17 protein-coding genes are annotated in these 20,743 nt (G+C 45.3%); 5 read left to right on the top strand and 12 right to left on the bottom strand.

Going from position 1 to position 20,743, the window contains the following annotated elements:
* Nucleotide 1 precedes the first annotated feature (1 nt).
* The 3 genes from MSG33_RS09155 to MSG33_RS09145 all read left to right on the top strand — a co-directional run bounded on the left by MSG33_RS09155 (nucleotide 2) and on the right by MSG33_RS09145 (nucleotide 3,298).
* Complete coding sequence (locus MSG33_RS09155; RefSeq protein ID WP_046874949.1) at nucleotides 2-616, top strand: OmpA family protein; 615 nt, start codon at nucleotides 2-4, stop codon at nucleotides 614-616.
* 167 nt (nucleotides 617-783) lie between these two features.
* Nucleotides 784-1,137: a DUF2750 domain-containing protein gene (locus MSG33_RS09150; RefSeq protein ID WP_005395049.1), complete on the top strand. Its 354-nt coding sequence runs from the start codon at nucleotides 784-786 to the stop codon at nucleotides 1,135-1,137.
* 187 nt (nucleotides 1,138-1,324) lie between these two features.
* Nucleotides 1,325-3,298, top strand: coding sequence for a diguanylate cyclase (locus tag MSG33_RS09145; RefSeq protein ID WP_248380746.1), 1,974 nt, complete (start codon nucleotides 1,325-1,327; stop codon nucleotides 3,296-3,298).
* Between the two features lie 12 nt (nucleotides 3,299-3,310).
* On the opposite strand, the gene queC is transcribed toward MSG33_RS09145, so the two are convergent.
* Together queC and queE are read right to left on the bottom strand one after the other, a co-directional pair.
* Complete coding sequence (gene queC, locus MSG33_RS09140; protein ID WP_065646445.1) at nucleotides 3,311-4,006, bottom strand: 7-cyano-7-deazaguanine synthase QueC; 696 nt, start codon at nucleotides 4,004-4,006, stop codon at nucleotides 3,311-3,313.
* A gap of 14 nt (nucleotides 4,007-4,020) precedes the next feature.
* Entirely contained in the window at nucleotides 4,021-4,671 is a 651-nt protein-coding gene (gene queE / locus MSG33_RS09135; protein WP_041852955.1) for a 7-carboxy-7-deazaguanine synthase QueE, read from the bottom strand.
* Between the two features lie 216 nt (nucleotides 4,672-4,887).
* Here queE and MSG33_RS09130 point away from each other — a divergent pair, with 216 nt between their 5' ends.
* Complete coding sequence (locus MSG33_RS09130) at nucleotides 4,888-5,697, top strand: Cof-type HAD-IIB family hydrolase (protein WP_046874945.1); 810 nt, start codon at nucleotides 4,888-4,890, stop codon at nucleotides 5,695-5,697.
* A gap of 160 nt (nucleotides 5,698-5,857) precedes the next feature.
* Here the strand turns inward: MSG33_RS09130 and MSG33_RS09125 are convergent, their stop codons facing one another.
* From MSG33_RS09125 to MSG33_RS09080, 10 genes are all read right to left on the bottom strand, one after another.
* A complete protein-coding gene (locus tag MSG33_RS09125; RefSeq protein ID WP_006741551.1) occupies nucleotides 5,858-7,303 on the bottom strand; it encodes a bifunctional NUDIX hydrolase/phosphatase PAP2 family protein in 1,446 nt (481 codons plus the stop codon).
* A 388-nt stretch (nucleotides 7,304-7,691) separates the two neighbouring features.
* Nucleotides 7,692-9,023 (bottom strand): trypsin-like serine protease, encoded by a 1,332-nt coding sequence (locus tag MSG33_RS09120; protein WP_248380744.1) that lies wholly within the window; start codon nucleotides 9,021-9,023, stop codon nucleotides 7,692-7,694.
* A 194-nt stretch (nucleotides 9,024-9,217) separates the two neighbouring features.
* Nucleotides 9,218-9,694 carry a GNAT family N-acetyltransferase gene (locus tag MSG33_RS09115; protein WP_012841786.1) on the bottom strand — a complete coding sequence of 159 codons (477 nt, stop codon included), beginning with the start codon at nucleotides 9,692-9,694 and terminating at the stop codon, nucleotides 9,218-9,220.
* Between the two features lie 190 nt (nucleotides 9,695-9,884).
* On the bottom strand, nucleotides 9,885-11,762 hold the full coding sequence (locus tag MSG33_RS09110) for a propionyl-CoA synthetase (RefSeq protein WP_248380742.1): 1,878 nt from the start codon (nucleotides 11,760-11,762) through the stop codon (nucleotides 9,885-9,887).
* 57 nt (nucleotides 11,763-11,819) lie between these two features.
* Nucleotides 11,820-13,016 (bottom strand): 2-methylaconitate cis-trans isomerase PrpF, encoded by a 1,197-nt coding sequence (prpF, locus tag MSG33_RS09105; protein WP_248380741.1) that lies wholly within the window; start codon nucleotides 13,014-13,016, stop codon nucleotides 11,820-11,822.
* 9 nt (nucleotides 13,017-13,025) lie between these two features.
* A complete protein-coding gene (acnD, locus tag MSG33_RS09100) occupies nucleotides 13,026-15,629 on the bottom strand; it encodes a Fe/S-dependent 2-methylisocitrate dehydratase AcnD (RefSeq protein WP_248380739.1) in 2,604 nt (867 codons plus the stop codon).
* 156 nt (nucleotides 15,630-15,785) lie between these two features.
* Nucleotides 15,786-16,928, bottom strand: coding sequence for a 2-methylcitrate synthase (gene prpC / locus MSG33_RS09095; protein WP_005395067.1), 1,143 nt, complete (start codon nucleotides 16,926-16,928; stop codon nucleotides 15,786-15,788).
* 130 nt (nucleotides 16,929-17,058) lie between these two features.
* Nucleotides 17,059-17,955, bottom strand: coding sequence for a methylisocitrate lyase (gene prpB, locus MSG33_RS09090; RefSeq protein ID WP_005395068.1), 897 nt, complete (start codon nucleotides 17,953-17,955; stop codon nucleotides 17,059-17,061).
* Nucleotides 17,956-17,967: 12 nt separating this feature from the next.
* Nucleotides 17,968-18,681, bottom strand: a complete 714-nt coding sequence (locus MSG33_RS09085; protein WP_005395069.1) for a GntR family transcriptional regulator — start codon at nucleotides 18,679-18,681, stop codon at nucleotides 17,968-17,970.
* 265 nt (nucleotides 18,682-18,946) lie between these two features.
* On the bottom strand, nucleotides 18,947-19,345 hold the full coding sequence (locus MSG33_RS09080; protein ID WP_053807462.1) for a GFA family protein: 399 nt from the start codon (nucleotides 19,343-19,345) through the stop codon (nucleotides 18,947-18,949).
* A 259-nt stretch (nucleotides 19,346-19,604) separates the two neighbouring features.
* Between MSG33_RS09080 and MSG33_RS09075 the strand changes: the two genes are divergently transcribed.
* Nucleotides 19,605-20,576, top strand: a complete 972-nt coding sequence (locus tag MSG33_RS09075; protein WP_005395072.1) for a tripartite tricarboxylate transporter substrate binding protein — start codon at nucleotides 19,605-19,607, stop codon at nucleotides 20,574-20,576.
* The last annotated feature ends 167 nt before the right edge of the window (nucleotides 20,577-20,743 follow it).

Below are 20,743 nucleotides of genomic sequence, written 5' to 3'. Positions count from 1 at the left end.
CATGAAACCAATGAAAATTCTATTTGCATTAAGCCTTCTCGCCGTTACTCAACAGGTTGTTGCTGAAGACGAGTATGACTATCGACCTGTACCAAGTGCAGAGCAAATCGCTGACCTTCAAGATGAAGATAACGATGGCGTCATCAACGCTCGAGATATGTGCCCTGGAACACCGGAAGGCTCAGAAGTCGACAATGACGGTTGCGGCGAATACATTAAAGCATCAGATAACATGCAAGTAAGAATACTTTTTGCCAATGATTCTGATGAAATCAATCCCGTGTTCAGAAGACAAGTACGTGAACTGTCCGATTTTTTAAAAGAATACCCTACTACGTCGATCGAACTGCACGGCTACGCGAGTAAAGTTGGTGGCTCTCAACACAACCAAGATCTATCAGAGAGACGAGCACGCAATGTCCGTGAGGCGCTATTGAGCTACAACATCGAACCGAGCAGAGTTCGTATTGTTGGCTTTGGAGATACTCACCTAGCGCAACAAGGTACCGATGAAGTCAGCCACGCTTTAAACCGCCGAGTAACTGCTTCTGTCGTTGGTTATAAAGGCGAGATTAAAAAAGAGTGGACAATATTCACTACCCTCCCTGAAAGGTAAAAATATCTGTATTAATGTTTGTTCAAACAAGCATTAATAAACCTAGAACGACATAAGAAAAGGAGCTTCGGCTCCTTTATTTTTACTCATTGCAATAACCGTATTATGCTTTAGGAATCGGCACTTTAGTGTTACCCTAGCGGCGTCATAACAACGAGAGTTTTGAAATGAGCAAACTTACATCAGATATCCAAGCAAACCTTGACCTTTTTGTTGCAGAAACAAAAGAAAACCAACTGGTTTGGGGTTTACGCAATGAAGAAGGTTGGCTATCTTGCGATTCAACTGAATTCGAAAACAGTGAAGTCATGCCTTTCTGGTCTTCGAAAGAAGATGCAGAAGCGCACAATGTTGAAGAATGGGCTGACTTCACTGTACTAGAAATCCCACTAGATATCTTTGTTGAAGATTGGCTTTTAACTCTTGCAGAAGATGGTGTTCTTGTTGGTACTAACTGGAACGATCAGCTAGAAGGCAAAGAAATGGAGCCTCAAGATCTAGCAAAGCTTTACATTGCATAACGACTCCTAGACCTCAACTTTATGTTGGGGTCTTTCTTTTGATGCTCTTTTTTTGATATATCGACCAAGTGCATAGTTTTCCTATTCTTTTTCTTCGTACACCCAACTCAATCACAACGCTGATCAATTAATAGCGCTATGATTCTCCAATTCCAAAGCAACAAAAGAACATAAGGCACGTTTAAATATGCGCACGCTCTATCCTTTGCTTGCGTCACTCTTACTCGCCCCGGTATATGCTAGTGACACTCAAGATATTGAGCCAGAACAAAATATCACGCAGTGGCACGCCGTTTATCAAACCACATTGAGAAGTAATCCTGACTCAGCATTAAGCATGCTTCAAGATCGATACCACACCGCGAAATCGCACAGCGAAAAACTCTACGTCAGCGGGCTGATTTATGAATACATGTCGAACATAAAGCAGCCGTACTATGGAAGCAGCCAAGTTCTCAACAATAACTTTGCTCAGTTAGAGTCAGAGTACATTCTTGCCTTAAATGAACGTAAGCATGGTAGTTATGACGCCTCAGTAAATAGCTTTTCTTCATTGCGACAAAAAATGAAGCAGACTTCAGATTCTGAAGGCAAAGCTTTGATGAACTATCAGCTCTGTTATACGTTGAATCAACAAGGTCGTTATCACAAAGCAAACTTTTATTGCTCGTCGTTAGAAAGCCATCTAAGTCAACAACACCAAGAAAACTTCCCTATTGATCTCGCGTTACGTGTGGTAGCGAATAACTATAACTATCGTGGTGACTATGAAAAAGCGCTGAGCCTTTATCGAAAGCTGCTGGCCAACATGTCTGCTCAAAGCGATCCTTCTGGCATTTACAATGACGTCGGAAATTTGCTAGCAGAGCTTGGGCAGTTTGAACAATCAGAACAATATCTCATCCAAGCCCTACTCGCTCGTCAAGATGAAGGGACACCACTCAAAGTCGCCCAGGTCGAACATAGCCTTGGGGCAATGTATAAGAAATCCAAAGAATTCGATAAAGCCATCAATCATTATCAAAATGCATTAACAATACTCAACCAGCTCCACTACCCATATGGTCAAGGGTTAAGCTACTTAGGGCTGTCTGCGGTTTTAGCCGAAAGTGGGCAACTGGATACCGCAGTAGATTACATTAGAAAAGCTTTAGACATTGCTGAAACGTATGAAAATACGCACCTCGAAACGGAAGGGCATTTAGCTGCTGGGTTCGCGTATTTGAAAAACCATGCTACTGAAAAATCGATTGCACATGGCAAAGTCGCGTTAACACTAGCGATCAATAACTCTAGGCCATTATTACAGGCACAAGCTCAATTACTCCTTTCCAAAGCGTACCAAGCCCAAGGTGATTATAAACTGGCATTAGAGCACCACGAAGCCTATTCAACCATTGAATTGGCCAACCGAGACGCTAGCAATATTAAAGCATTAGAGGCATTAGACCTCACAAAGAAAGAGTACGAATATGATCTTCAAGTCGCTCGGTTGAATAATGAAAAAAGCTTAAATCAGCATCAATTTGAGAAGCTTACCGATCAAAAGCGCACTTATAATTTTGTGGTTTCCTGTTTGTTGGTCTTGCTCATTCTGGCATTGATACTTCAGCGACAAACACGACAAAAAGCCAAAATAGATAGTCTAACATGTGCGTTGAATAGAGCGGCAATTATAGAGACCATCAAAGGTCAAACCTCCAAAGCGGACGAAGACTTCCGCTATGTTTTAGCATTAATCGACCTTGATGACTTTAAGACGATAAATGATCAATACGGTCATCCGACTGGCGACTTGGTGTTACAGCAAGTTTGCCAAGTGCTTAAAGCTAAGCTCAATAAGGGAGAGTATATCGGCCGTTTGGGTGGAGAAGAGTTTATCTTATTATTGAAAAACGTCGATGAAATTGACGTTCCTTTCCGGGTGCAAAGCCTACACAAAACGATTTCAGAGAAGTGCGTACGCACGGTAAATAATAGTGATTTGAGTGTAACTGCTAGCTTGGCCTATCTCTCAACATCAATGCCGCTTACCAACTTTGATGAACTTTATTCGATACTAGACCAAGCTTTATACCAGGCTAAAAAGCAGGGAAAAAACATCATTATAGACGCATACGATGAGCCAATTAGCCTAAGTTCTGACTATGTTAGCCAGTAAAGCAAGGCACGACTAAACGTCAGCAGCCTGCTTGTTCACAAGAGACTGCATTACGGTCTCTTTATTGTTTAGGTAATCATCTAAGCCAGCTTTGCGCAAATCGCACGATGGGCAATCACCGCAACCATCACCAATGACCCCGTTGTAGCAGGTCAACGTATTTTCACGAACCAGTTGCAACGCGTCATATTGATCAGCTAACGCCCACGTTTCTGCTTTATTTAGCCACATTAACGGTGTTTTGATCGTCAGGTTACGGTCCATCCCTTTCACCAAAGCCGTGTTCATTGCTTGCACAAAATCGTCACGACAATCTGGATAACCACTAAAGTCAGTTTCACACACGCCAGTAATTACGGTTTCAGCCCCAATTTGGTAGGCGTAGATTCCTGCGAGCGTTAAAAATAGAATGTTACGGCCAGGAACAAAAGAGTTTGGTAGGCCGTTTTCTTGCAATTCGTGTGAGACAGGGATGTCATCGCGCGTGAGAGAGCTAATCGCAAGTTCGTTTAAAAGGCCAACATCCATCACTTTATGCGCTTTGACACCAAGATCCTTTGCGATCTTTTGTGCCACTTCTATCTCTAACTTGTGGCGCTGACCATAATCAAAAGTAATGGCATGAACTTCATCAAACTCTTTAAGTGCTTGAACCAGACAAGTCGTGGAATCCTGACCACCACTAAAAACAACAACGGCTTTTTTCATTTCTCTCTCCGCTCTTAAGCAATACTTAGGTATTTATGAGTTTGAACAGACAAGCGCCAATTGCGAGCAATGCACGTTTCAATACACAATTGCGTTGCACGAGGCTTTTGGCTAATAGGCTGCAATGCAATGACAGTCTCAACCGCGACATTCGCATTTGCCAATAGCTCATCAAGGTGGTCGATGTCTTTTTGCGTACCAACTGGGTGCTTAATCTCATTCGCACGCTCTAACGCGCTATTGAGAACTGGCAGTTTACCCTTCATCGCCACTTTTGGTGACACGGTCACCCATGTATTTTCTGACGTGATGACTTCTGATGTGCCACTGGTTTCGATTTGGCATTGGCAACCCATATCTTCAAACGCCTTTGTTAAAGGGCGTAGATCATAAATACAAGGCTCACCACCAGTAATCACGATATGTTTAGCATTAAAGCCTTGCAGTTGATATTGCTCTACGATGTTCTCGGCAGATGCGACGCACCATGTCGGAGAATCTTCCGTCTTCACCAAAATATCACCAATTTGACGTTGGTCATTCTCATCTGCATACCAAGTTTGTTTGGTATCGCACCATGAGCAACCAACCGGACACTCTTGAAGGCGAACAAAAACAGCAGGTACTCCAGTGAAAACCCCTTCCCCTTGGATGGTTTCAAACATCTCATTTAGCTTATACAACGTAGAACTCACTCAACTCATAATACTTCGAGGCGAAGACCTTAATGGACACACGTGTCTAGGTCAATTTAAACCAAAAATTAATTGTTAAAATAGACCATTTTGTAGTTTCATAGTCGCGGTGAGCGTAGGTTTCTGGTTAGCGTTATACCAAACCTTATTCACTTACAGTTCCCAAAAACTTTAAGGTAAGAAATGATGTATAAACTGATCGCATTAGATATGGATGGCACACTGCTTAATAGTGATAAAGCAATCTCTGAAGAAAACAAACAAGCGATCGCAAAGGCTCGAGAAGCAGGCGTTACTGTCGTTCTCGCTTCTGGTCGCCCATTAGAAGGAATGCAAGGCAAGCTCGACGAACTGAATATCCATTCCGATAAAGATTTTGTCCTTTTCTACAATGGCTCTATGGTTAAGAACGTAGGAACAAATGAAATCATCCACCAGCAAATCATTGATGGTAAGGCAGCAAAATTAGTCGCTCGTAAAGCGAAAGAATTAGGCGCTTATGTGCACGCATTCAGCCAAGTACATGGCTTGATCACCAATGAGAAAAACCCATACACTGACATCGAAGCCAACATTAATGGCTTAAATGTAACAGAGATTAATTTTGAATCGCTAGAAGATGATCATCCAATCATCAAAGCAATGATGGTTGCCGAGCCAAGTAAGTTAACTGAGGTCATCGCTGCGCTGCCGTCTGAAATGCGTGAAGAGTTTACGGTGGTTCAAAGCGCTCCGTTCTTCCTGGAATTTCTTAACCCAGCGAGCAACAAAGGTATTGGTGTTGCTGCAATTGCTGAGTATCTAGGTATTCAACCGGAAGAAGTAATCTGTATGGGTGATGCTGAAAATGACCACCACATGCTGAAGTACGCTGGCCTTGGTATCGCGATGGCAAATGCAATGGAAGAGACCAAACAAATCGCTGATTACATTACGGCAAGTAATGATGAACACGGTGTAGCTAAAGCTATTGAAAAATTCGTCCTTAACGCTTAATTCTCTCCGCCGCTATGGCATCAACGTTATTACCTTTAACTCAGCCATGGCGTCAGATATGCGCAAAGCCACATTGTTGAGCTACTCAACGAACAAAAAAGCCTTGCTGTAAAGCAAGGCTTTTTTTACTCGTATGCCTGAGAAAGAAAGCATACAACCATCAATCTAGCACTGTTTCTCTCTGTTGTTTTTCATGAATCAGCTTTCTTGCAAGCAAGATAAACAGCAACATCAACAATGGATAATGCAACGTCGACAATACCAATGACCACAAACCACTAAACGAGACAACAGAGCTTGAGTATAAATAAAGTTGCTCAACGAATACCAACGCAAGCGTTACAAAAATCATCTGACGAGAATCCAAATGCACTTTTGACTCTCTAAACGTCATAACCAATGCTGATGCCGTAATTAAAATAGCCAACCAACGACCAAACACAGGTAATGGCCAGATAACAGAGATGACCGCCGTTACCGCAGTCATAATGAACCAGACGCCTTTTGAGCTCAACACTTGATCAACATTCACGTCTTGATTTGTTTCCAATCGCAGAACATGCCAGGCCACCAAGCTTCCTAACAGCGCACCAAACAGCATATCTAAGAAAAAGGCGCTACCAAGGAAAAACTTACATAACATAATAGTAAGCGTGATGAGCATCATGACAGCGGTCGTACCATTCAAACCGAAATAATGCGTTCTCTGAAATAAAAAGGTTAAAACACAAAACCAAACGGCAATAGGCAAACTTGGAAAACTAAATCCAAAGCTGTGTGTTAACTCCATCATTGGTATATAGACATGCGGGCGAGGAAGCGCAAAGCCCTGTTGAGCTACAAGTACCATCAGGGACGTCGCGCTAATAGCGAAAAAGAGTCGGAATACAAATCGACTGCCAAAACGCATCATTACTAACGGAAATAGAAAAAGCAGTATCGTAGGTTCTGTCAGTTCTATAACAAGATTTGAGATCTGATTCGCTACCTCGAAACTCGTTTCTGATAAAGCCCCTACCCAACTTTGTAAGTCTTTCATCCACCTCAATTCAATCTGACGAAATGAAGGCGCGGATTCGATCAGCTGAGTCACATAAGATGCGGACTGCTGAGTAGCTTGTTCAAAAAACTGAATGGCTTGTGGCCATTGAGCGGGATAGCGGTACAAAAATGATGGCAGCTCGGATGGTCCAAGTAACATAGCTGATGCGATTTCTACTCCATAGTGAGGAGCAAACCAAATAGGTAACTCATTCCCACCTAAGGAATTGTTCATCGAAAAAGCAATAATCTCAGAATCTGATATGCAATCGTAATAAACCGCGGTGTCAGTTCTGCCAAGTTCCTCCCCAACCGTGACCACTAAACCCGTTTCTTCCCACGTTTCTCTTTGCGCAGCAACTTTGGGAGATTCTCCATCAATAATTGTCCCACCAGGTAGAGAAATCTTATCCGTCAATATTTCATGAACTAGCACTAACTTGTCGTCAGCACGAACAACGCAGAGCGCCCCTTTTACTTCGCTCGCGGCAGCTTTAGCCGTAGAGATTGGTGAAACAGGTAACAAAATAAAACAAAGGATGAGTAATAACAGCTGTCTCAACACAAAATATGACCTTAAGTAAACATTATGATAGCCAATGAATAATGGCAGTTAATCTTATCTTTTTCGATAAAAATTAAGTAACGAGTTATGCCAAACAACGTTGATCGAATAAAGCATGATCTTGAAGCTCATTGGAGAGTAATTTAATGCAAACCTGACAAAAATCAGACAAAACATGAAATGTTGATCGCAATTCTGCCAGTTATATGAAGGTAGCGTCAGGATAAAGTCATACACATTTTATGGGTTCTCAAAGTTGGAACAATAAAAAAGGGCTTATTATTCGAAAACAATAAACCCTGCTTATGATAACTATGCGCTGCTCGTTGAAACCAAGAATGAATTCTACCTCAAGTCACCAACGAATCAGCTTTTGAATGCTTGATGGTTAGTTAGACTTGCAATGTGCGTCGCGAACTTCTTGCCAAACACCCCAAGGTCCAGAGTCTGCTGGGTTATCGCCTTGAGTCCACCACTGCGCGTGCCACACTTTGCCATTCCAAGTAACGTTATCCCCTTTGAGATACACCGTACTCGCTTGCCATTCTGCTGCGCAGTTATCTGTTGGAGGCGTTGTCACTGTTTTCGCTTGAGCCGACACTAGCGCCTGATATTGTGTACTGGTCTTATCAACGTTGAAGTTCAAAGCAACTCTTGCTTCTCCCGCCTGAGCTGCTCCAAATTCGACATCGACACGACAGCTTGCATTCATTGCTAACGTCGCCTGAGAACACTGATCATATGCAATAACGGCAGCATCAGCAACGCCAGAAGCAAACGCGCGAACGTTTTCTACAGTGAACGTCGTGTTACCTGAATTTTTGATAACAAAACTATGTTGCTGCAACTCGCCAACATTAAATGATGCCAATGTCTGTTCGGTGGTATACCCAACAGAAACATTCTCTTTCGGAGGTGTAGTCGTGCCAATGACACCATTAACAAAATTGCGCATGGCGGCGATATCGCTATAAACACCATACATACCCGGACGAGCACAACCTATCCCCCAACTGACCACACCAAGTTGAGTAATTACGCCACCACGATTAATAACGATTGGGCCACCGCTATCTCCCTGACAGGAATCTATCCCACCTTGAGGAATTCCCGCGCAGAAAGACACCTCTCCAACGGTTGTGTAATTACCACCGGCTTGACGACAAGTAGTGTCCGACACGAGCGGAACGTCAACTTCTTGCAATCGAGATGGAGAGCTTCCTCCTTCAGAGGTTCTCCCTAAACCTGCGACTGTAAGCCAATCTCCGATGCTGGCGTATTGCGTTAGACTGCCATCGGCAATTTCAACCGCAGCAACACCTTGAGGTACAGAGTCCAACTTTAATACTGCGAGATCGTGAGAAAGCGTTGCTCGGCGATATGCCGGGTGCATGTGGATTTCACTCACGTTAGCTCGAACACCGTCAGTGCCATTGTAGACGACGCCACCAATTTTAACCGCAATCTGATTCGGTGAATCACCCTCGACACAGTGTGCCGCAGTCAGGACGTAGCCATTCCCAATATAGCTGGCACCACAATATGATCGGTTACCATAACGGCTAACAATTTGGGTGTAGAATCTCCACTCACTAGGATCAGCAGTGATGCCGCCTACGATCTGGGGTTGTATAGTGTGATTTTGTGTCTGTGACAAATCATCAGCACTTGCGAACATTGGCAAAACAGCCAACGCAAGTAACGATTTTGTTAGTTTCAAAATATTGTCCTCTTGTTTTTGTAAGCACGATCCTCGTGCTACTAATAAACAAGCAGACAAAAACGCCAATACCAATGTGGGCGCATATTAATTTACTAACATTGCGAGCAACTTATAGAGAAAAGTCTATTGACGAACTGAATGATTTCAATTCGCTAGAATGTGTATCACAATATTAAAATTAAGCATGGTCATTAGCTCAACGGCTTTCTTAGATAGTGAATATGGTGTGCAAACCCTTGTTTTTCATACAAAGAGACTGCACCCTGGTTAAAGTGCCATACTTCAACAAACATCTGTTTTGCACCGTAATCAGAGAACGTTGACTCAATTTTGTTAATCAATGCCTGAGCTGTGCCTTGTTTCCGAAACTCAGGTAATACATAGAGCTCATCCACACTTCCCATCATAACCGGCTGACTGACGGTAGAAACAAGTTCACAGAAATGACCAGAGATAAAACCAATAATTTCATCTCCTTGTTTTGCTACATAAACAAGACATTCAGGATCATCAATGTATCGAGCAATACTCTTTTCTTGCTCTATCTCCTCTGCAGTTTTGAACAGCTCAGGAGATTGAAGATGATGCTCATCATGCAGCTCAAACATAAGGTCGTTGAGCGACTCAAGGTCGCTAAAACACGCAGATTTAATTACAAACGTGGTCATACAAAGGGTCACTAAAAATTGAATGGCTGTAGTTTGTGAGGAAAATGCCGTATTGGCAAGTCACAAAATTGCCTGCACGAGACGTTTACGCTATCTACAAACAAAAAAGCCCCTGCACTTAATAAGCGTACAGAGGCAGAACCAACCTACAGAGTTCGAGGATCAGGGGTTAGTTAGAATTGAGTTTTAATTAACGTCTTAACACTCGTTCAATTTCGTTCAAGCTACTTGGGTCATCAATCGTTGACGGAACGGTGTATTTTTCACCATCGGCTATTTGACGTATGGTTCGGCGCAGAATTTTACCCGAACGTGTTTTCGGTAGGCGATCTACAACCAATGCATGCTTAAAGCAGGCAACTGCACCGATCTCACTACGTACCTTGCCAACAAGCTCACCTTCAAGATCAAGCTCGTCCACTTTGACACCATCTTTAAGTACCACAAAGCCCAGTGGAAGCTGTCCTTTCAGGTCATCGTGAATACCAACTACCGCACATTCTGCGATGGCTGGGTGTCCACCGACAATTTCTTCCATTTCGCCTGTCGATAAACGATGCCCCGCGACATTAATCACGTCATCAATACGTCCCATAATGAACAGGTAACCGTCTTCATCCAAATAGCCACCATCACCTGACACATAGTAGCCAGGGAATTGGCTGAGGTAACCGGTTTCAAAACGGTCATGGTTACGCCAAACCGTTGGCAGACAACTCGGTGGCAGCGGACGTTTTAATGCGACAAAGCCTTGTTGGTTAGGCCCGACCGACTCTCCAAGTTCATTCAGAATCTCGACCTGATAACCCGGAATTGGCTTCGTCGAAGAACCCGCTTTAACTGGCATCATTTCAACACCTGTTGGGTTGCCCGCGATAGCCCAACCCGTTTCCGTTTGCCACCAGTGGTCAATAACGGGTTTGTCTGCTTTGCTCTGAACCCATTCCAGTGTTGGAGGGTCAAGGCGTTCTCCTGCCATAAAGATGGTTTTCAATTTAGAGAGATCATACTGTTTTAAAAACTCACCTTCTGGGTCTTCTTTCTTGATCGCACGGAACGCTGTCGGGGCAGAGAACAACGCATCTACTTTGTATTCGTCACACACTCGCCAGAATGCACCAGGATCCGGTGTTCGGACGGGCTTGCCTTCGAATAAGATTGTTGTGCAACCGTGAATCAGTGGCGCGTAAACAATGTAAGAGTGCCCTACTACCCAGCCAACATCAGATGCCGCCCAAAATACGCCATCTTGAGGAATGTTGTAGATTGCGCTCATAGAGTACTTCATCGCGACGGCATGGCCACCGTTGTCACGCACAACGCCTTTTGGCTTACCTGTCGTACCCGAAGTATAAAGAATGTAGAGTGGATCGGTTGCTAACACCGGAACACAACCGTGTGGCAACGCTTGGTTGTACTCTTGCTGCCAATCCAGATCTCTTTCTTGGTTTAGATCGGCTTCGCACTCAGGACGCTGGAATATAAATACTTTTTCAGGCTTCCATCGGCTGTCCATAATGGCCTTGTCTACCATTGGCTTATATGGAATAACTTTGTTGATCTCAATACCACATGACGCCGTCATGATGACTTTCGGCTCTGCATCTTCAATTCGTACAGCAAGTTCATTAGGTGCAAAACCACCGAATACAACGGAGTGAATCGCCCCCAAACGCGCACAGGCTAGCATCGCCATTGCGGCTTCTGGAATCATCGGCATGTAAATAACGACTCGGTCGCCGTTTTCAACGCCTTGGGCAGACAGCATGCCGGCAATTTTTGCCACTTGGTCACGCAGGTTACTATAGGTATACGTGGTTTTATTGCCGGTTACTGGCGAGTCATAAATGAGTGCCGTATTATCACCGCGTCCTTGCTCGCAATGGTAATCCAATGCTAACCAGCACGTATTCATTACACCATCTGGAAACCAACGTTCTATGCCGTTTTCATCAGATTTCAAGATAGTTTTAGGAGATTCGAACCAATCGATATTCTCCGCTTGAGCGCGCCAAAAACTCTCCGGTTCGTTTTTCGCCCATAAATATTCTTTTTCGTATGAAGACATATTGCTTCCTCCAGTATGTCCTGACATTGCTCTCGTTCTATTCAAAGACCGTTCTTTTCACTCAAAGACATCAGAGGGTACACGCACAAATCCCTCCATTAGTATTCTCGCACTTCGGCTCATGATGGCTTTTTGTACCACCCAGCCCTGTTCAGCTTGCTTCGCTCGTGCTCCAACTTTTAACGTTCCTGAGGGGTGGCCAAAAGTCACTGACTCTTTTTCACCGCCACCAGCCGCCAAGTTAACCAACGTACCCGGCACACACGCCGCTGAAGCGATAGCAACGGCTGCTGTTCCCATCATTGCATGGTGAAGTTTGCCCATCGACAACGCACGAACCAACACGTCTATGTCCGACTCATTTACCGCTTTGCCACTTGAAGACAGGTAACTTTTCGGTTTAGAAACAAACGCAATTTTCGGTGTGTGCTGGCGTGTTTGAGCTTCTTCTAAATCAGAAATCAGGCCCATTTTTAACGCGCCATGTGCACGGATGGATTCGAACATCGCTAATGCTGTGTCATCGTTGTTGATATCGTCTTGCAGCTCGGTGCCCTGATATCCAATCGATTCAGCATCAATAAAAATGGTTGGTATGCCCGCGTTAATAAAGGTCGCGTTGAACGTACCCACATCCGGCACCACTAAATCATCGACTAAGTTGCCTGTTGGGAACATGCTGCCCTCGCCATCAGAAGGGTCAACAAAATCGACTTGAATCTCGGCGGCCGGAAACGTCACGCCATCGAGCTCAAACTCGCCGGTTTCTTGGACAAAACCATTAACAATTGGAACGTGAATCAAGATAGTTTTGCTGATGTTCACCTGCCAAACACGCACCGTCACAATGCCATTTTCTGGAATGCGATCTTGTGGAATCAGCCCAGCATGAATGGCGAAAGGACCGACAGCGGCAGACAAGTTGCCGCAGTTACCACTCCAATCGACGAATGGTTTGTCGATCGACACTTGTCCAAACAAGTAATCAACGTCATGATCGTCTTGGCTACTGCGCGAAACAATCACTGTTTTACTGGTGCTGGAGGTTGCACCACCCATACCGTCGATTTGCTTCGCGTAAGGATCCGGGCTGCCGATAACACGTAACAACAGCTTGTCACGCGCGGCTCCAGCCACTTGCGCTTCTTGAGGCAAATCCTCTAGGTTGAAAAAGACACCTTTACTTGTGCCGCCACGCATGTACGTCGCCGGCACTTTGATTTGGCTCATTTGATTCGGAGTTTTGCTTTCCATAACCGCTCCTTATTGCGCCAAGAAATCTTGCGCGAAACGCTGCAAAACACCACCTGCGTTGTACACGTGAACTTCGTCAGCGGTGTCTAGGCGGCAGGTAACAGGAACGTCAACTTTATCGCCGTTGCTACGCGTGATAACCAAGGCCAGATCCGCACCCGGTTTAATCTCGCCAGCTACGTCGTAAAGTTCCGTACCATCCAGTTCTAACGTATTACGGTTTACACCTGGTTTGAATTGCAGCGGCAGTACGCCCATGCCAACCAAGTTAGTACGGTGAATACGCTCAAAGCCTTCAGCAACAATGGCTTCTACGCCTGCCAAACGAACACCTTTTGCTGCCCAGTCACGAGATGAACCCTGACCGTAATCCGCGCCGGCGACAACAATCAATGGTTGTTTACGATTCATGTAGGTTTCAATCGCTTCCCACATGCGTACAACCTGGCCTTCTGGTTCGATTCGCGCTAGAGAACCCTGAACCACTTCACCATTCTCTTTCACCATTTCGTTAAATAGTTTCGGGTTAGCAAAGGTCGCACGTTGCGCCGTTAAGTGATCGCCACGGTGAGTCGCATAAGAGTTAAAGTCCTCTTCCGGAACGCCCATTTTGGCAAGGTATTCACCCGCAGCACTGCTCGCCATGATCGCGTTGGATGGCGATAAGTGGTCGGTGGTAATGTTGTCACCAAGAATCGCTAATGGACGCATGCCAGACAGTGTTCTTTCACCCGCTAGCGCACCTTCCCCCTCTTTTTGCCAATAAGGAGGACGGCGAATGTAGGTACTCATCGGACGCCAGTCGTAAAGCGGACTAGAGCTTTTCTCTGCGTCATCCAGCTTAAACATCTGGATGTAAACTTGCTTAAACTGCTCTGGCTTAACGTGTTTGCCGACAACTGCATCGATCTCTTCGTCACTTGGCCACAAATCATTTAAGTAAATTGGTTTACCGTTTTGGTCAATACCCAGAGCATCGCGCTCGATATCAAAACGAATGGTTCCTGCTAGCGCATAAGCGACAACTAACGGTGGAGATGCTAAGAAGGCTTGTTTTGCGTAAGGATGGATTCGGCCATCGAAGTTACGGTTACCAGACAGAACGGCTGTCGCATATAAATCGCGATCAATGATCTCTTGCTGGATTTTTGGATCCAACGCGCCACTCATGCCGTTACAAGTGGTACATGCGTAACCGACGATACCAAAGCCAAGCTTTTCTAACTCTGGTAATAAGCCCGCTTCTTCCAGGTAAAGACGCGCTACCTTAGAACCCGGAGCAAAAGACGACTTCACCCAAGGTTTACGTACAAGGCCGAGCTCGTTGGCTTTCTTCGCGACAAGGCCAGCAGCGACGACGTTTCTAGGGTTACTGGTGTTAGTACAAGATGTTATCGCAGCGATGATCACTGCACCATCTGGTAACTCGCCTTCTTTCTCTTCCCACGCACCAGAAATGCCACGCTGCGCCAACTCAGATGTTGGTAAACGGCGGTGAGGGTTTGACGGGCCGGCCATGTTACGACTTACTGATGATAAATCGAATTCCAGTACACGCTCATAAACGGCAGTATCTAGATCGTCAGCCCAAAGACCGGTTTGTTTTGCGTATTTCTCAACTAAGTTAACTTGCTGTTCATCACGACCAGTCAGTTTTAAGTAGTTGATGGTCTGCTCATCAATATAAAACATGCCAGCTGTCGCGCCGTATTCTGGTGTCATATTGGAGATGGTTGCACGGTCACCAATTGTTAGGTCGCGAGCACCTTCACCAAAGAATTCAAGATATGAAGAAACAACCCGCTCATTACGCAAGAACTCGGTAATTGCCAGAACGATATCCGTTGCGGTAATGCCAGGTTGACGTTTACCCGTTAGTTTTACACCGACAATATCAGGTAGACGCATCATTGATGGTCGGCCAAGCATTACGGTTTCAGCTTCCAGACCACCAACACCGATCGCGATAACACCGAGGGCGTCTACGTGAGGCGTATGACTGTCCGTACCCACACAGGTATCTGGGTAGGCAATACCCTGCTTTGCTTGCACCACAGGAGACATTTTCTCCAAGTTAATTTGGTGCATGATGCCGTTACCCGCAGGAATCACGCTTACGTTCTCAAACGCTGTTTTACACCACTCGATAAAGTGGAATCGGTCTTCATTACGGCGCTCTTCAATCGCGCGGTTTTTGTCGAAGGCATCAGGTTCAAAGCCCGCATGCTCAACCGCTAAAGAATGGTCAACGATCAATTGAGTCTCAACCACAGGGTTCACTTTTGCAGGATCGCCGCCCTGATCCGAAATAGCATCGCGCAGACCCGCTAAATCTACCAGAGCGGTCTGACCAAGAATGTCATGACAAACAACGCGTGCTGGATACCAAGGAAAATCAAGATCACGTTTACGTTCAATTAACTGTTTCAGGCTATCCGTCAATGTGTTCGGATCACAGCGACGGACCAGTTGCTCAGCTAGCACGCGGGAGGTATAAGGGAGTTTTTCATAGGCTCCAGGAGAAATGGCATTGACGGCTTCGCGTGCATCAAAGTAATCCAGTTGAGTTCCCGGAAGCGGCTTACGATATTGGGTATTAATATTTGTGTTCATGGTTTGCTTCCATTCAGTCTGTACATCTTGCCTTCATCAACGTTTTTCCATTGCTCCAGAAACATCGTGATGAGAGGGACTCCTTCCTCTGTCAGAGAGAGGTACAAAGGAAGGAGGTGGTCAATCAAAGCGTATGTGCCCTGATTGGCCTTCGCGCTAGCGATTCTCGATAGGTACCCATTCTTGATGATCTGGGCCTGTGTAATCAGCACTTGGGCGAATGATGCGGTTATTGGCACGTTGCTCATAAACGTGTGCCGCCCAGCCCGTTAAACGACTCATCACAAAAATTGGTGTGAACAGCTTGGTTGGAATGTCCATGAAGTGGTAAGCCGATGCATGGAAGAAGTCCGCATTACAGAACAGACCTTTCTCTCGCTTCATCACTGATTCCACACGCTCAGAAACAGCATATAGATGTGTATCACCGACTTGCTGTGACAGCTCTTTCGACCATCGCTTAATCAACGCGTTGCGAGGATCACTTTCGCGATAGATGGCATGGCCAAAGCCCATGATCTTGTCTTTGTTGGCCAGCATTTTCATGATGTTCGCTTCCGCCTCGTCTGGCGTTTGCCAATCTTCAATCATTTCCATCGCCGCTTCGTTTGCGCCGCCATGAAGTGGCCCGCGAAGCGTACCGATTGCTGCCGTGATACAAGAATGAATGTCTGATAACGTTGATGCACAAACACGCGCTGCAAAAGTTGATGCGTTGAATTCATGCTCAGCGTAAAGGATTAAGGAACAGTGCATCACTTGCTTGTGCAGCGCTGATGGCTTTTTATCTGTAAGCAATCGCAAGAAGTAACCGCCGATGCAGTCTTCGGTTTGATCTTCTGTATCGATACGAACGCCATCGTGACTAAAACGATACCAGTAACAGATGATAGCTGGGAAAAGCGCTAGCATACGTTCCGTCGAATGCAATTGCTCATCGAAGCTCATTTCTTGCTCTAGGTTTCCTAACACAGAACAACCAGTGCGCATCACATCCATTGGATGAGCAGTAGCAGGAATAAGCTCTAACGCTTGCTTAAGCTCAGTTGGTAAGCCGCGAAGGTTTAAGAGATGTGTCTTGTACGCATCCAGTTCTTTCTGAGTTGGTAAGTGACCGCGTAACAGAAGATGTGCAACTTCTTCAAATTGAGCATTATTGGCAAGGTCAGTAATATCGTAACCGCGATAAGTCAGACCGGTCCCCGTTTTTCCGACAGTACATAAAGCTGTGCTTCCGGCGCTTTGACCGCGTAGGCCTGCACCACCTAACTCTGCTTTCTTTTCTGCAGTTTGAGACATTGTTTGAACTCCTTTTCTGTCTGGCTTTGCCCTCTTTGGAGCGTTTTTTAGCCAGACGAATTTCACGTTATTGAATTAGATAAATTCCGATTATCTTTTCTTGGGCTTCCGTCTATCTTTTCTTTTCCCGCTATTTTCCTTCAGAGAATAGCTGGTCAAGTTTGTCTTCGTAATCGTGGTAGTTCAGGTGCTGATACAACTCTTTGCGTGTTTGCATTGAATCAACCAAAGCTTCCTGATTGCCCACTTCTAGCAAATGCTTATAAACCGTTTCAGCGGCTTTGTTCATGGCACGGAACGCACTTAATGGGTAAAGCACCATATCGACTTTCGCTTTTGCAAGCTCGTCGCAGCCGTACAGTGGCGTTGCGCCGAACTCGGTAATGTTGGCCAGAATAGGAACGTGCTTTCCAGTTGCTTGCTCAAGTGCGTTTGAGAACTGAAGGTACTGATCCAGCTTGGTCATCGCTTCTGGGAAAATCATATCCGCGCCAGCTTCCACACACGCAATCGCACGCTCAATTGCACTGTCCATGCCTTCAACAGCTAGCGCGTCTGTACGAGCCATAATCACGAAACTTTCATCATTGCGTGCGTCAACCGCGGCTTTTACGCGATCAACCATCTCTTGCTGGCTCACAATTGCTTTGTTCGGACGGTGCCCACAACGTTTCTGTGCGACTTGGTCTTCCATATGAACCGCAGCAGCACCCGCCTTTTCCATTGCTTTGATCGTGCGAGCAATATTAAATGCGCCTCCAAAACCGGTGTCGATGTCGACCAATAGCGGTAAATCACACGCGTTAGTGATGCGGTCAACATCGACCAGTACGTCGTTCAATGTTGTAATACCGAGATCCGGCAATCCGTATGACGCGTTTGCAATACCGCCGCCAGACAAATAAATCGCTTGATGCCCCAAGTTTTTCGCCATCATGGCGCAGTAAGGGTTAATGGTGCCAACAATTTGCAGCGGATTGTTTTGTTCAATAGCGAGTCTGAACTTCGCTCCCGGTGTTAAGCTCATGACGAATTCCTTCTAGTCTTTGTCTAAACTTTCTGTATGTATAATTTGCGATTGGATGAGCTTTCGACTTCCTGAGATGTGTCTTCTCATCAGCATTTCTGCAAGCTCTTCATCGCGATTACGGATGGCTTCCAGAATGAATTTGTGTTCAGTCAGCGCTTCATTTGGACGAGATTGCGCGCGCGGTGACTGATAGCGATACATGCGTAACAAGTGGTAAAGCTCGTCGCACAGCAGAGAAATCAGCTTGCTGTTTCGGCTTGCTTGGATGATGCGATAGTGAAAATCAAAATCTCCATGCTGATGGAAGTAAGAGGCTCCCTCCACTTGATCGATGTGCTTAGAATGTGTCGACAATAGCATTTCCAAGCTCAAGAGCTCTTCTTGCGTAATATGTCGCGCTGCTAACCTTGCCGCCATACCTTCTAGCGCTTCGCGAACCGCATAGAGTTCTATCAGCTTTTCTGGAGAAAAAGTGGTCACTCTAGCCCCGACATGAGGAATACGTTCAATGAGCCCTAGCCCCTCTAAACGCATTAATGCTTCACGCAAAGGGCCACGGCTGACTTGATATTTCTTCGCCAGTTCAGGCTCCGAGATTTTATGACCAGGCTTAACATCGCCATTCACAATGACTTCAATCAGTGTTTCTGTCAGTGTTTCTGACTTGGTGTGTTCTTTCTCAGAACCCAGTACTTTATAACGAGTTTTCAACTCAGAGTTCATACTCAGATACTCACGTTACCGACATCAAAATGTCTACAATTTCTTAACCTGAATATAAAGTAGTCGATCAAAGTGTCGACAATCAAGTAAATTGTCGACAATTTAGACTAAGGTCGTAATTTAAATCGACGAAAATCGTCTATTACGGGCTTAATGGAGGGATAATTGCGAAGGAAAAAATAAATTGTCGACACCCAAACACCTCTTAACATAATGATATAAAAGAAAAATAATTAAGCCGTCGAACAATTAAGGATACAAAAGGCTATTCTTTAGGTGAAAATTGCTCAAAAACTTGCTGCGATGTCATCTTTTGTGAGGTGGGATTGAGGTCATAATACGCGGGCTTTTCATCGGTAAAGATCTCTAATGAGAGTTTGAAATCTGGATTGTCGAACAAACCAGCGGAGAGAATGTACTCGCCTGTCGGTAACAAATGATAGAAAAGGTTTGTGCCGCATTCACCACAAAAACCTCTCACCGCCCAGTCAGACGATTGATAACGCTTTGGCTCGGCCCCCTTAAACGTTACGTTAGGACCACAATGCACAGCATGGAGTGCTCCACTCGACCATTTTCGACACATCGAGCAGTGGCATAGACTCACTTCATTCTTAGCATCTGCGATCACTTCAATAGCGCCGCACAAACATGTCCCTTTCATTCTCTGTTTCCTTATTCGTTTGATGCCATTCCATTATGACGCAATTGTTAGCACGCACGCGTGATGTGCAACCAATTTTTCAGCGTGAACTTTATGAACAAAATATCCGTTATGCTCAATATTCTCTTTATCGACGTTTTAAAGACATCAATTTAACACTTGATTAACCTTTGACACATCAGCATCCAGTTCGAGTTAAAAGCTGAAACAAAAATAAGACTCATCTAAAAATAGAGTCACCAACATAAGGAACGTGAACATGTTAAAGGTAATCAAACCAACGCTCGCCGCATCGATCATCGCAGCTTCATTTTCATTTAACGCTTTTGCTGCTGATGTAGAAAAAATGCATTTCTTGATCCCTGGAGGTGCCGGGGGCGGCTGGGATATGACCGCACGAGGTACAGGTGATGTGCTACTCAAATCAGACATCGTTGAGACGGTATCTTTTCAAAACCTTTCTGGTGGCGGCGGCGGTAAAGCCATTGCGCACTTGATTGAAACGGCAGATCGTCAAGAAGATACACTCATGGTGAACTCAACACCGATCGTCGTTCGCTCTCTAACAGGTATTTTCCCTCAATCCTTTAGAGATCTCACTCCCGTTGCAGCCACCATTGCGGATTACGGTGCCATCGTAGCCTCTGTTGATTCGCCATACAATTCTTGGGAAGACGTAGTAAAAGCATTTGAATCTAACCCTCGCAAAGTGAAAATTGCGGGTGGCTCTGCTCGTGGTTCTATGGATCACCTCGTCGTTGCCGCCGCATTTAAAGGCGAAGGATTTGATGCGCGTAAAGTGCGTTACATCGCTTACGATGCGGGCGGTAAAGCCATGGCAGCCCTTCTTTCTGGCGAAACTCAACTGCTCTCTACGGGCCTAGGTGAAGTACTGGAGATGTCAAAATCTGGTCAAGTAAAAGTGCTAGCGGTAACTGCACCAAAACGCCTAGAAGCCGCACCAAACATCCCTACGCTAACAGAATATGGTAACGAAACGGTCTTCGCTAACTGGCGTGGATTCTTTGCTGCACCAGGTACTAGCCAAGAAAAGCTGGATGAATGGAATGCAGCATTTACCAAAATGTACAACACTGACGAATGGCAAGTCGTCCGTGACCGCAATGGTTGGATAGACAACTACAAAGCGGACAAAGCGTTCTTCGCGTTCCTTGAAGAGCAAGAGCAGCAAATGGGTGACCTAATGCGCGAGTTAGGCTTCCTAAAGTAACAGTCGAACAGGGTCCCTAAGATTCCAACCTCACCCAATAACGTGAGGTTGGTATTTCCCCAACTGTATTTGCACTCTAAGTTTCACCGTATATGGATATTGTCGACAATCGGCATGCACACTCCTTTGTTTATATACCCAAAGCAGCTCGACTAGCAGCGAAATGC

The organism is Vibrio sp. 1CM7H, assembly GCF_023161645.1.
GTDB classification, from domain to species: Bacteria; Pseudomonadota; Gammaproteobacteria; order Enterobacterales; family Vibrionaceae; genus Vibrio; species Vibrio diabolicus.
Note: the sequence above shows the minus strand (reverse complement) of the source record. Positions and strands in the feature narration are given on the sequence as shown.